Raw genomic sequence first — 13631 nt, 5'->3', positions numbered from 1 at the left:
GCCATGGCCGACACCGGAATTCAAGGGTTGGAACCGGAGTAGTCAGGAGTTCAGTGCTGGCACCGGTGTTTCGATCAGTTCGAATACAAAATGATCCTTGCTGACAAAACAGCTTTGCGCAGGATCATCCGCCACGGGTGGCGGCAGGAAGGCACCGTCCGGATCGGCGTAATCCACACGAATCCGGAAACCACTGGCGGTTTCCTGCTCCGCCGAACCAAGGCTGATGGCATGCGCTACCGCCATAAAATCGCGGGCACTGTTGACCGGTAATTCACGACTGGAAATCTGCCGACCAGAACCGAGCTGGTCCACCAGCCACTGGCGCAGGTTTTTCTGGTTAATCAGGAAGGCCTGATCGAGCACCTGCCGAATCCAGGCCTCTTTGCGAGCATCGTGATCCAGCGGTGCTTCAGCACGATCAAGCATGGCCACCGGCACTTGCCGCTGACGCGGTGGTGCCAGTCGAACCTGGGCCGGATCAACAAAGCCCATGCCCGGCAGCCCCATGCTGTCGGCGGCCATTAACAGGCGCCGGTCCTGCTCGGTTTCTGGCAGGGCCGCAAGGGTCTGGCACACAGCCAGCACGTCGTTATGTTGTTGTGATGCCAGATAACTCATCTGCCGCATGATGATGTCGGCGCGGCGGGTGAAGCCCTGCAAGGCCCGACGCAGGGCTGGCAGCATAACTTCCGAAGCATTACGCATACGCTGTTCGATACCATCCAGCACCCACCACAACAAGGATTCGCCGGGGCGCGCCTGCTCGGGCATCAGTTCGCGCAGACGTTTTTCAATGCTGGCTTTAAAACCCTTGTCGCGACGCCGGATGTTCTGGATCAGCTGTTCGATCTGGTCGCGATGACGCTCAACGTTATCCGCCGATAGCCGCACCGAGAGGTCGGGCTGGAAGCGATTTTCCATAAAGTCGAAAAACGCCTCACTGGCGTGACGAACCAGCAACTGGTCTTCCATCTCCCGTACCAGATCGCGCTTGCGCTCATCCAGTTCAGAAATCACGTCGGTGAAGTCGCTGATGATACGTTCGGAATATTCAAAGGCATCAAGCAGGTCGTAGACGTCACCACGATCCACAAACGCTTCGAGGGAATTGCGGGTATTACGGGTATTGCGATGACGGGTGTGGGCCAATACCCGGCTGCTGTTAACAAACGGCTCGGTGAAATCACGGCCATGTCGGGTAAAGGCAAAGGTGCTGCTGAGGGTCGCCTGATCCAGCTGCTTTTCGATCCAGCCGTGTTCCAGCAACTGGTTCAGAACCCAGACCGCCTGCTCACGACTGTTACGAAAACGGGTGTCATCCTCACCGTCGGAATCGAGGCTGCCATCAAACGGCGTACGCTCCAGAGCTTCCTGGAAAATTCCTACCAGCGCATCGCGCTGCAAGGCCTGACCGTAGTCTGCATTGCTGGCGCTGTACAAACGCACGTACAGCTCGCGCAGACACTCGGCGATCTGGGCGCGGTACTTGCCGGTCAGAGGACGGAAAAACTGGACTCGTTGTTCGCTAAAAAACATGTAGAAGCTTCTGCAAGACTGGCTAAATATTCAGGAAGAGCGGAAGCCTAGCCAAAGCAGAGGGCAAAGGCCAGCCAGAGAGGCTACCGGCCTTCGGGAATCCCGACGGTTTCACGCCAGAGCGGACAACCGCAGAAAGTGACGGGCAGTCAAACAGAAAAAAGACCGGTCGGGGACATCCATTGTTCGAGCCGGTCTTGACCCACCTGCAAACCTGTTAGGCGGAGAAATCCTGAGAAATCATCTCGCCCGTGCTGCTTCAAGACGACGCTGCTCTTCATAGCCCGCCATGGTACCCACCAGCAGCGACACCAGAAGACCAACCACAACCACAGCAATGATCACCGCCAGCACGGCTGGATCCAGAGTGGCCTCGTAGCTCATAAGCTCCGGCGTCATGGCCGACATGTCGTGGTTATACTGCAGATGCAGAGCTGCCATACCTGTGTAGTGCATGCCACACACTGCAAAGCCCATCACCATCGCACTGGCGATTCGCTGCCACGATTGACGCACGTTAAACGCCAGCCAAAGGGCACAGATCGCTGCACCAATCGCAATTAACATGGAAGCACCCACCAGAGCCGGGTCATAGACCAGCTTGCCCGGCATCACCATGGCCGCCATACCGGAATAGTGCATGGCAGTCACACCAAGGCCAGTTACAGTACCACCGGCCAACAGGTGGCCAATGCCTTCCGGCTTCAGCGCCACGATGTACAGCCCCACCGCCACCACCGCGACTGCCAACACCAGCGACATCATGGTAATGCCGAGGTCATATCCAAAATCGACCGGCGTTTCATACGCGAGCATTCCCACGAAGTGCATGGCCCAGATACCGCCGCCACCAAGTGCAAATGCAGCTGCCAATAACCACACCCAGAATGTGTTATCTCGTGAAAGCACCATTCCCGCCGCCAGTTTTAACGCGGTATAGGAACCAAGAACTGAAATACAATACGAGAGAAAAACAAGAACAAAACTATATCCGGTTTCCATATCGTTACCTCTATTAGAGACGATTTCAAATCCCTTGAATCGACTGTAGCTGGTCAGAGGCTCTTGTTTGACCCAAGGGCAACTTACGCAGAAACCTGTACAATGCACAAGTCTGTACAAGAGATGATTACGCAACAAATCAGATTTCATCGCGCACAGACAATACTCAACCAATTTACTCAGGTTTTCAAGTCGCGTTCAGGCAACCCGTTTGTACAAGTTTATTTCGCCACCTGCTACAAAATATCCACATATAAAAAGTGGAAAAACGAAGCCATATCCGCACATAAAAACCGGGTATCCGGGCAACTGCTTGTATTCATAAAGAAAAATGCACTGTTCAAAACATCAGCAAAAACAAACAGTATATTTCATGCAATTGGATATTTTTTGAACTGCCTGACAATCGCGCACCAAACACACTGTCGATAGCAAATCCCAATGATGACAATATAAAAATACCATCAATAAAAAAGCCGCTGTTCCATTTGGAAACAGCGGCTTCAAAGCCATCACAATTGTCTGATCAGCGACTGCAAAACCGTATTACAAGGCTGCGGCCAACTCACTGGCCTGACGAATTGCACGTTTGGCGTCGACTTCAGCAGCCACCGCGGCACCACCAATCAGATGCACGCGGTAACGTTCATTGGCGAGAGCCTGCAGTTGGGTAAACAACTGATTCACCGATTCCTGGCCCGTACAGAGCACTACGGAATCAACGGCCAGCACGCGTTTCTTTGCAGCATCCCCTTCACCGACCAGCACATGCACACCATCATCATCAATCTTCTGATAGGCCACCGAGCCCAGCATCTGCACCGCCTTCTGTTTAACCGCCGCCCGATGCACCCACCCCGTAGTCTTGTTAAGCCCCTTACCGAGTGGCGCTGGCTTACGCTGCAACAGGTATAACTGACGCGCGGCCGGACGAAGCTCTGGCTTGCGCAAACCACCCGCCTGATGGCTGATCGGGTCTACCCCCCATTCCCGCTGCCAGAGTTCGGGATTCAGGCTTGGCGAATGACCATCTTCGGCCAGGTACTCCGCCACATCAAAACCGATGCCGCCAGCCCCGAGAATCGCGACTCGCTTACCGGCGGTGCGTTCACCACTGAGCAATTGCTGATACGTCATCACCGAAGGGTGATCAATGCCCTCAATGGATGGCACGCGCGGCTTGACCCCGGTCGCCACCACCACGTCGTCAAACCCCATTACCGCCAGATGCTCAGCATCCACCGCCTGCCCGAGCCGCACATCCACACCCAGCAACTCCAGCTGGCGCTGGTAATACCGCAAGGTTTCGCGGAATTCTTCTTTACCCGGAATGGTCGCCGCCAGTCGGAACTGGCCACCAATACGGCCGGAAGCCTCAAACAGAGTCACTTCGTGACCACGACTGGCCGCGACCGTCGCACAAGCCAGACCAGCAGGCCCAGCACCAATCACCGCAACCCGACGACGCACGACCGCCTTGATATACAGCAGCTCGGTTTCATGACAAGCACGGGGATTCACCAGACAACTGGAAATCTTGCCGGAGAAGGTGTGATCCAGACAGGCCTGATTACAAGCGATACAGGTATTGATCTCGTCAGCACGCCCTTCCCCAGCTTTCACCACCCATTGCGGGTCAGCCAGAAACGGACGCGCCATCGACACCAGATCAGCCTGCCCGGCTTCCAGAATCGCCTCCGCGGTGGCCGGCATATTGATACGGTTGGAAGCTACCACAGGAATCTTCACCACCTTGTGCACCTGAGCAGTGGCGTCCACAAACGCGGCGCGCGGCACCGAGGTGACAATGGTCGGAACCCTGGCTTCATGCCAGCCAATGCCGGTATTGAGAATATTTACGCCTTCGGCTTCCAGCGCCTGCGCCAACTCCAGCACTTCCGGACCACTGGCGCCCTGTTCGACGAGATCCAGCATCGACATCCGGAACATCAGAATGAAGTCATGACCAGCCGCCGCGCGCACCGCACGTACAACCTCCAGTGGGAATCGCATGCGATTACTAAAACTGCCGCCCCACTCGTCATCCCGCTGATTGGTGCGAGCCGACAGCATCTGACTGATCAGATACCCCTCGGAACCCATAATCTCGACGCCGTCGTAACCCGCCTTGCGGGCCAGACGCGCCGTTCGGGCATAGGCATTAATCGTTGAACGAATCTGCTTCGCCGACAACTCACGGGGTTTGAAGGGTGTAATCGGCGATTGAATGGCGCTCGGTGCCACACAAAACGGGGTATAGCCATAACGGCCCGCATGGAGGATTTGCAGCAGAATCTTGCTGTCGTGTTCATGAACCGCGCGGGTAATTCGCTGATGGAATGGCACCTGCCAGCCGTGATTCAGCTTGGAGCCAAACGGTGTCAAATCACCAGCACGATCCGGTGAGAACCCACCCGTCACCATCAAGGCCACTCCACCCCGCGCCCGTTCGGCAAAGTATTCAGCCAGACGACCAAAATGCCATGGACGATCCTCCAGACCAGTGTGCATGGAGCCCATCACAATCCGGTTTTTCAAACGGGTAAAACCCAGATCAAGGGGTTCAAACAGATGCGGGTATGCAGACATGAATGCGTTTCTCTTGTTCTTGTTGTGTCGTTGAGGGTAAACGAGCGCTTCAGTGATACACTTATTTTATGCTTTTAAATAACGACAGCAATGAAATTTTTACACAAATAGAAGCAATCAACCTCGCCAGCAAAGAGATCTGACCCGACAATCCAACCAGAATACCAGCCAGACCTTGCAGGTGAAGACAGCAATGCGGGCACTTGTTTTGCCAAAACAGGTCTCAGTTCCGGTGTATGCCGAGTGCTGCAGCCGAAAAGCCGTTGCCGAAACACAACTTCGACAATACACTCCGTATACGTTTTATATACAGAGTGTATACATGGGTATTATCCGTATCAGTGATGAACTTCACGATGACCTGCGCAAGGCCAGCACCACCATGCTGCGCTCCATCAATGCACAGGCGGAATTCTGGATCCGCATCGGCATGCTGGCCGAGTCCAATCCCGACAAAACCTATCAACAACTGATCCGCGAACAACTGAAACTGGCTGACCTTCAGGATCAAGCCAGCAAGGAAGGAATGGTGAGCAATGGCTAGAGTCACCATCAAGAACAGTGAAGAACTGGCGCTGATGCGCGAATCCGGACGTCTGCTGGCACAGGTATTTACCTACCTCGACCACCATGTCAAAGCCGGTATCAGCACGCTGGAAATCGATCGCCTGACCGAGCAGTTTATTGTGCAGGAGCTGCACAGCCGTCCGGCCAGCAAAGGCCAGTACGGATTCCAGTTCTCGCTGAATACCTCTATTAATGAAGTGGTTTGCCACGGCGTACCGTCCGCCAATGACATTCTCAAAGACGGTGACATCGTTAACCTCGACATCACCCTCGAGAAAAACGGTTATATCGCCGATTCCAGCAAGATGTACCGGATTGGCACGCCATCGGAAGCCGCCAACAAGCTGGTGGATGTCTGTTACGAGGCCTTGTGGCTGGGTATTCGCGAAGTTCGCCCCGGCGCCACCACTGGCGATATTGGCCATGTGATTGACCGTCATGCCCGCAAGCACGGCTACATGGTAGTGACGGACTATTGCGGCCACGGTATTGGCAAACAGATGCACGAAGATCCGGCGATTCACCACTACGGATTGCCCGGTCGTGGTGTACGCCTGGAAGCGGGTATGACCTTCACCATCGAGCCGATGCTCAACGTTGGTACAGCGCGGGTCAAAACCCTGAAAGACGGCTGGACGGTCATCACCCGTGATAACGAGTTGTCAGCCCAGTGGGAGCACACCATTGCGGTAACCGCCGGTGGTTTTGAAGTATTAACCCTGCGGCCCGAAGAACCGCAGGAATGGCGCATCGGTTAAACCGTACGCCCAACGGCTTGCAAGCGAACAAGCAGATCAGAGAATGATCCGCTTGTTTGCCTCCCGGAACCCGCTCAGCCGAACAGGGTCCAGAGTGCCATCACAGCAAACGCCGCACTGGTCAGGTAACGCACCAGATCCAGTGGCAGCACCTTCATGACACGCTCGCCGTACCAGACCACTGGCAGGTTAGCGATCAGCATACCCACAGTAGTACCAGCGGTTACCCAGAATACAGACTGCCATTCAGCCGCCAGCAACACCGTTGCAATCTGGGTTTTGTCGCCAATTTCCGCCAGCGAGAACAGCACCAGCGTGGCCATAAAGGCACCCATACTCATAAAGCGCGAATCTTCATCGTCTTCAGAGTCTGGTACCAGTACCCACACCGCCATACCGATAAAGCTGGCCGCAAGAATCCAACGCACGTAACTGGCGTTTAACCAGGTATCCAGACCCACCCCCAGCCAGGAGCCCAACCAGGCAGACACGCCGTGGTTCAGCAAGGTAGCCAGCAGAATACCCAGGGCCAGAGCCGGTTTATTGGCAAAACGCAGAGTCAGGAACAGCGACAACAGCTGGGTCTTGTCACCAATTTCTGCCAGAGTGACAGCAATTGCAGACGACGCAAAACCGTTGTTCACAAGGGAATCGATCAAAGTTGGATCAAACATTTGAATGGTTCCGGGGGCGGCGAATAACCAGAGACAAACCCGGAGGCCGCCCTCGTTAAAGTGCCCCGGATGTTTGTCTCAGGTCTCGTCAAACCGCGATGGGCTGTGTACGCCATGAGCAATGAGGCTCAAGAATGTTGACGCACACGACACGTGTTTCACTGAACAGGTGTCAGACTACTCCCCCAAGAGTGACGGCATCATAACGGCCTGATCCGGGATTGTCACCCCGGATCAACACCCTTTTTCGCCAAACGGAATTATTCTGCCTTGCCTGGCGCCGGTTCGCTGTCCCAGTTGTCGTCCCACTCAGCATCGTCTTCTTCAAAATCGCCGAAATCATCAAAACTGTCGTTGCTGACACCATCGTTAACCAGATACTCACGACGTTGCAGGTACAAACTGCGCAGGAACACATACCGGTCGCCGGTGATCATACTTTCAGCCGACAGCAGATCCGCACGGGTATCCACCATCTTGACCGAAAACAGCCCCACTTTTTCGCCCGTGGTATCAACGGTATTGGTATAGGTAATACCGGAGCCCCACTCCATACCAGTACCAACGCTATCACGTACCGTGCTTGGCCCCAGAATTGGCAACACCAGATAAGGGCCCGTGCCAACACCCCAGTAGCCGAGCGTCTGACCAAAGTCTTCGTCGTGTTTTTTGAGACCAATGTGGGTGGCCACATCAAACACACCAAAGAAACCCACGGTGCTGTTCACCAGAAAACGCGCCGTGTCAGACGCTGCCTGGCCAATCTTGAGCTGACCCACGTCGTTCACAATCACCAGAACCTCTCCAAGGTTGGAGAAGAAATGGGTAACCGATTCGTCGACCGGTTTTGGCGTAATCGCCTGGTAGCCCTTGGCAACCGGCTTGGCAATGTAACGATCCAGACGGTCGTTAAATGCAAACATACTACGGTTAAAGCCTTCCCACGGGTCAGGATCGGCCTTTTCTGCAGCACTCACCACTGACCCAGCGGTCAGCGTCGCCAGCAGCAACGAGCCCGACAACAACCAGGAGCGGCCACGGTCAAACCAGTCTCGGCTTCGTGAATTCAACATGTTGAAAATCCCTGATTTCTTTTGGCGGCTATTAAAACAGCGCAAACGCCATTCACCAAGAGATGACCGACCAGCGAATCAGTCTTTCCGATCCTTGCGTAAAATGCCCAGACGGCACCAGCCGCGCAAGACTTCGTGACCACCCGCGACCGCAGCGGCCTGCTGGCTGAGTCCGAAGCTTTCCAGCAATTCGTCCAGCACCACATTGGCAACACGTTGTTGCTCTGGCTCGCGCAGTGCATTGGCCTGCAGGCGTTCGAATAACGCCAGCGTAAACGGGCTGGTATGTAAAAAACGGGCCTTGTCGGAGTCATCACGAAACACCAGCAAGGTGGTCAGCACTTCGGCCGGGGTGGCATTATCAGGCGCAATCATGTGTACCGGATAATGATAAACCCCAGCTCGGGCCGACAGGGTTGGGCGCACACAGCCATCACACAACCACTCGTCCAGACCATCGGAACCATGATCCAACGGCCAACGTTCGCCGTTATCGTCCTCCGCCAGGTCTACTGCCAGCTCCAGCCATTCGTAATGAGCCAACTCGTACAGCCACGGCGGGTCCTGATGAGCGACTGGCTTACCAGCGCGTCCACGCAGATACGCCAGAAATTCCTCGCTGATTTTGGCGAAGTACGGCGTTTCACAAGGATGCTCGCGCAGAAAATCACGGGTCAACAAACGCCAGCGCGGACTGGTCAGGACTTTTGAAGTGACCGGAAAGGTTGTCGCCAGCAGATTGCGAATATTGTTGGCAAACAGGTCGCGATAAATCTCCAGACGCTCAGGCGCAACGTCATCAGGAGCCGGGCTGTCGCCATAGGTGCGAATGTAACTTGCCAGCTGCTGTTGCAGCGGCTGGAAGTTACCGTCTGGCTGCTCGTTACTCATGCCCACCTCCGACGCTGACCTTGTGCTGGATGTTGCGAATGTGGCTGACCTCGTCGAGCAACTCGCGTAACGGCGGAAAATTGAAGTCACGTTCGAGAAGGGTGGGAATCACCCCATGCGTCTGATAGGCATATTCAAGCAGATGCCAGACATCTTCTTTTACCGGGCGACCGTGGGTATCAATAAGGATTTGCGGCGACTCCTGATAGTGCCCCGCGATATGCATACCGGCGATTCGTGCCGTTGGCATGGTGGCAATCCAGGCACGCGGGTCACCACCGTGGTTATGGCAGTTCACATAGACGTTGTTAACATCCAGCAGCAGATCACAGTCTGCAAGTGTTAACACTTCCCGCACAAAATCCGCTTCATCCATCTGTTTGCCGGGTTCGGCGTAGGTCGAGACGTTTTCAATCACCAGACGCCGCCCCAGCAAGTCCTGCACACGGACAATACGCTCAGCCACATAACGGGCAGCTTCTGGTGTATAGGGAATTGGCATCAGATCGTAGAGGTGACCACCGGCGCTGCAAAAGCTCAGATGTTCACTGTACATACGAACATCGTGCTCCTGCATAAAATCGCGCACGGCCAGCACCAGCGACTCATCGAGAGGATCAGGACTGCCAAGCGACAGCGACAGTCCATGACAGGTCGTCGGGAAACGTTCAGTAAACGCACGCAAACGCCGGGCGTTACGCCCACCAACACCAATCCAGTTCTCTGGAGTCAACTCCAGAAAATCAAACGGTGCCGGGTCAGTACTGGTCAGCACCTGGCTTTCCAGTTCATTCAGCAAACCTCGTCGCAAACCAAGGCCCGCGCCCATTACGGGAAAATTCATATCAGTATCCGCCACACAAACCAGAGAGTGTCAGCTGGTTAGTCGGACCAGATGACTTTTGATTACAGGTCTGTTTGAAAAATAGTTGCCGCTGGCGTGCCTTGCCACATCAAAGACAGGTCAAACAGGTATGGCAGCCGAAAAAGACACAAAAAAATCAAAGGGCAGACAGGACAAGCGAGTCACAACCGGAGTATTCCCCAACGCTTGCAAGGGAATAACTCCGGCTGGTTATGACGGAAGGATTACTGCAGGGACGCTACGTCATCGGCACTCAGACCCTTGAAGGTCTGTTTGTCGAGGCCGTACTTTTTCATTTTTTCATACAGGGTTTTGCGCCCCAGCCCCATTTCTTCCTGAGCGTCTTTCAAACGCCCCTGATGACGGGTGAGCACTTCACGAATCAGCATTTCTTCATACCGACTGACCTGCTCAGCCAGTGAAATCCGGCCACCCGATCCCGCCTCGGTACGCAGTGCGCTATCAAAGGCACGTTCAGGCCCGAGCAGCACAAAACATTCCGCCAGGTTGCGCAGCTCCCGCACGTTGCCCGGCCAGTCATGAGCCATCAGTTGTTGACGCATGGCGCTGGTTAGCGCAGGCACTTCACTACCGCCGTAACGGTTAGCGGCGGCCCACACGAAATGCTCAAACAGGATGGGGACGTCTTCACGACGATCACGCAGCGGCGGGATATGCACCTGCACCACGTTCAGACGGTAATACAGGTCGAGACGGAACTCACCCTTGTCGCTCAGTTCTTTCAGATCAACCTTGGTGGCGGCAATGATACGAATATCCAGCGGAATCTGCTGGTTACTGCCCAGCGGCTCGACCTTGCGCTCTTCCAGTACCCGCAGCATCTTGATCTGCAGAACCATCGGCATACTTTCGATTTCATCGAGAAACAGTGTGCCGCCGTTGGCGTACTGGAATTTTCCCACCCGTTTTTTGCCAGCACCGGTAAAAGCACCGGCTTCGTGGCCAAACAGCTCGCTTTCGATCAGGTTTTCCGGGATCGCACCACAGTTGATGGCCACAAACGCCTTGCTGCTGCGTTTGCTGTGAGTGTGCAGATAACGCGCCACCAGTTCTTTACCACAACCGGTTTCACCGTTGATCAGCACGTCGGCCGGGGTATCTTTAACATGGTTGAGGGTATCGCGCAGTTTGCGGATATCCGGATGGTTACCAATAATTCGCGGCCCCGGCCGGGACTGTACTTCGACTTCCTGCCGCAAGCGGCGGTTTTCCAGAGTCAGCAGGCGTTTTTCCTGGGCACGCTGGACGGTTTCCAGCAGAACGTCGGTTGAAAAGGGTTTTTCGAGAAAGTCATAGGCACCCTGACGCATGGCATCCACGGCAATCGACACGTCACCATGGCCAGTGAGCATGATGACCGGCAGATCGGCATCGATCAGCCGAATCTCGCGCAGCAGCGCCATACCGTCCATCACCGGCATATTGATATCAGTAACCACCACCCCGGCCCAGCCGGTGTGGATATGAGCGAGTGCTTCACGGCCATTGGCAGCCGTCACGACATCCGCGCCTTCGATTTCCAGAGTCTGGGCCAGCGATTTACGCACCAGCTCCTCATCATCGACTACCAGCACTTCCATCATCGTGTTTCTCCATCGAACGTTTCAGTCGCCACCGCTGGCAGACTGATAATAAATACGGAACCACCGTCACGACCCGGCTCGGCACTCAAGGAACCCGCCAGCGCCTCCAGAATTCGCCGTGACAGCGCCAGACCTATACCAAGCCCTTTGCTTTTGGTGGTAAAGAAGGGCTCGAAGATCCGGTTCTGCATATCCTTAGCAATACCCGGGCCATTATCACTGACCCGGATTTCCACCCGAGATTCCACTTGCAGCACTTCAATCGAAATCAGGTGCTGTTTCGGGCGCCAATCCGGGTCCACTTCCTGCATAGCCTCGGCGGCGTTGGTCACCAGATTCACCAGCACCTGCTGAATCTGCACCGGCTCGCAGAAAATCACTGCCTGTGACTTCGGCGATGGCACCTGAATCTGGATACCGACCTTGTTCAGCAACGGTTTCATAATCACCAGTGCCGAGTCGATAACCTCACCCACCTCTACCCGGCGTGGCTCTGGCGGCGAACGACGCGCAAACACCTTGAAGCGCGACACAATGGCGTGCATGGTGCCGGTGATTTGCAGGATTTCACCCAGATTGCTTTTGACCGTTTCGAACTTGCCCCGCTCAGCCAGCTTGAGGCTGTTTTCAGCATAGGTCTGAAGTGCCAGCAGCGGCTGGTTGAGCTCATGATTCAGACCCGCCGACATTTCCCCTAACAGGGCCAGCTTGGCCGTCTGGATCAGCTGGTCCTGGGTGGATTCCAGCTCATTCTGGGTCCGCTGGTAATGCGCCACCAGCTCTTGCAGTTCGGCGTTAGACTCGGTCAACTCCGAGGTCAGTTCGGTCACCCGCCGCTCCAGCTCCTGGTTCATGGTACGTACGTGGCGCTGCACTTCCTGGCGTTTTTTCCAGTACATCAGCCACACCACCAGCAGACCAAAAATCAGCGAATAATAGGCACTGAACTGCAAGGTACGGCGCAGGATTTCGCTGTGCGGCATCAGGGTATAGAGCTGCCAACCGGCGTCGGGAATCAAGGCCCGCCCGACGACATAGCGATAACTCACGGCATTGGACGGCAGAATCAGGTTACGGCTTTGTAATGGGTCGAATTCATCCCCTCGGTACAAAGGCGCCAGCGACGCATTGCCATAACGACGTGACGCCCGCAGGCTGCGCAGCTGACTTTCCGGTATGGCTTGCAGGCTTCTGAGCTCCCATTCGGGCTCGGAAGCCGCAAACACAATCGAGTCGTACCCCACCAGGATGTAGCGATGACCTTCGCGACGTTGTTTGGCGAACAACTCTTCGAGTGAAATTTTTACCACCGCCACCCCCAGAATCCGGCCATTTTCCAGAATCGGAGCGGAGAAAAAGTACCCGCGTGTGGTGGAAACCACCCCTTTTGCATAATAGCTACCAGGCTCACCCAATACGGCTTGCTGGAAATACGGCCGAAACGCGAAGTTGTAACCCACAAAGCTATTGGCATCGGCATGGTTACTGGAACCAATCGCCAGCCCGTTCATGTTGAGTACAAAAATATTTTCACTGCCCAGACTTTTATTGGTCTGGAACAAAAAGCGGTTGAGCGTGTCCATACCATCCGGTGATGGGTTCATCAGTGCGCCACGCAGCGTACGCAGGGCTGCTACCTGCGGTGCGATGTTCTCGAACCCCTTCAGATAATGGTCGAGCTCACCCGCCAACTGCCCTGCTTCAAGATCCAGTTCGCTGATGGCCTGCTCTTCATGAAGTCGCCAGGATGTGGCCACCACCACCAGGATTCCACCCAGCCAGACCACGGCCAGCAAAACCGTCGTCCAGAACCAGGCAGACCTGCCTTCCAGCCATTTTTTGATCACATTTGCTCCCAAGGCAAAATACCACCCATTCCGCACTTGCTTATGGGGGTGTTTCCACCCATTGATCACCCTGTAATTGACCAGCTCTTACCAACAATCATGTGGGATTGTCGTCTACTGGCATCTTTGTCATTGTTTTGGCACTAGACCATAAATCGTCCACACACTCCGGTCCGACCATTTTGCTTGGCATCCACAAGGCACTCAAGCCGCAGCCAGTCA

At 55.0% G+C, this 13631-nt stretch carries 11 protein-coding genes and 1 riboswitch; of the genes, 2 read left to right on the top strand and 9 right to left on the bottom strand.

What is annotated here, in order from left to right:
* Nucleotides 1-42 precede the first annotated feature (42 nt).
* The 3 genes from OUO13_RS16605 to OUO13_RS16595 all read right to left on the bottom strand — a co-directional run bounded on the left by OUO13_RS16605 (nt 43) and on the right by OUO13_RS16595 (nt 5130).
* Nucleotides 43-1539 (bottom strand): Wadjet anti-phage system protein JetA family protein, encoded by a 1497-nt coding sequence (locus OUO13_RS16605; protein WP_283175009.1) that lies wholly within the window; start codon nt 1537-1539, stop codon nt 43-45.
* A gap of 240 nt (nt 1540-1779) precedes the next feature.
* Nucleotides 1780-2451: an MHYT domain-containing protein gene (locus OUO13_RS16600; RefSeq protein WP_283175008.1), complete on the bottom strand. Its 672-nt coding sequence runs from the start codon at nt 2449-2451 to the stop codon at nt 1780-1782.
* A gap of 636 nt (nt 2452-3087) precedes the next feature.
* Nucleotides 3088-5130 carry an NADPH-dependent 2,4-dienoyl-CoA reductase gene (locus OUO13_RS16595; RefSeq protein ID WP_283175007.1) on the bottom strand — a complete coding sequence of 681 codons (2043 nt, stop codon included), beginning with the start codon at nt 5128-5130 and terminating at the stop codon, nt 3088-3090.
* Between the two features lie 322 nt (nt 5131-5452).
* Between OUO13_RS16595 and OUO13_RS16590 the strand changes: the two genes are divergently transcribed.
* Complete coding sequence (locus OUO13_RS16590) at nt 5453-5674, top strand: ParD-like family protein (protein WP_283175006.1); 222 nt, start codon at nt 5453-5455, stop codon at nt 5672-5674.
* On the top strand, nt 5667-6455 hold the full coding sequence (gene map, locus OUO13_RS16585) for a type I methionyl aminopeptidase (RefSeq protein WP_283175005.1): 789 nt from the start codon (nt 5667-5669) through the stop codon (nt 6453-6455). The genes OUO13_RS16590 and map overlap by 8 nt, the downstream gene beginning before the upstream one ends.
* Nucleotides 6456-6529: 74 nt before the next feature.
* On the opposite strand, the gene OUO13_RS16580 is transcribed toward map, so the two are convergent.
* From OUO13_RS16580 to OUO13_RS16555, 6 genes are all read right to left on the bottom strand, one after another.
* Complete coding sequence (locus OUO13_RS16580) at nt 6530-7129, bottom strand: TMEM165/GDT1 family protein (RefSeq protein ID WP_283175004.1); 600 nt, start codon at nt 7127-7129, stop codon at nt 6530-6532.
* An 11-nt stretch (nt 7130-7140) separates the two neighbouring features.
* A riboswitch (yybP-ykoY riboswitch) is annotated at nt 7141-7327 on the bottom strand.
* Nucleotides 7328-7389: 62 nt separating this feature from the next.
* On the bottom strand, nt 7390-8202 hold the full coding sequence (locus OUO13_RS16575; protein ID WP_283175003.1) for an MlaA family lipoprotein: 813 nt from the start codon (nt 8200-8202) through the stop codon (nt 7390-7392).
* A gap of 78 nt (nt 8203-8280) precedes the next feature.
* The gene (locus tag OUO13_RS16570) at nt 8281-9093 is read right to left on the bottom strand and encodes an HvfC family RiPP maturation protein (protein ID WP_283175002.1); all 813 of its coding nucleotides are present in this window, start codon (nt 9091-9093) and stop codon (nt 8281-8283) included.
* Nucleotides 9086-9937, bottom strand: a complete 852-nt coding sequence (locus OUO13_RS16565; RefSeq protein WP_283175001.1) for an HvfB family MNIO-type RiPP peptide maturase — start codon at nt 9935-9937, stop codon at nt 9086-9088. Before OUO13_RS16565 ends, OUO13_RS16570 begins: the two co-directional genes overlap by 8 nt.
* A gap of 245 nt (nt 9938-10182) precedes the next feature.
* Nucleotides 10183-11562, bottom strand: coding sequence for a sigma-54-dependent transcriptional regulator (locus tag OUO13_RS16560; protein ID WP_283175000.1), 1380 nt, complete (start codon nt 11560-11562; stop codon nt 10183-10185).
* Entirely contained in the window at nt 11559-13409 is a 1851-nt protein-coding gene (locus OUO13_RS16555) for a sensor histidine kinase (protein ID WP_283174999.1), read from the bottom strand. Before OUO13_RS16555 ends, OUO13_RS16560 begins: the two co-directional genes overlap by 4 nt.
* Nucleotides 13410-13631 lie beyond the last annotated feature (222 nt).

Source organism: Parathalassolituus penaei (assembly GCF_026626885.1).
Lineage (GTDB): Bacteria > Pseudomonadota > Gammaproteobacteria > Pseudomonadales > Oceanobacteraceae > Oceanobacter > Oceanobacter penaei.
Note: the sequence above shows the minus strand (reverse complement) of the source record. Positions and strands in the feature narration are given on the sequence as shown.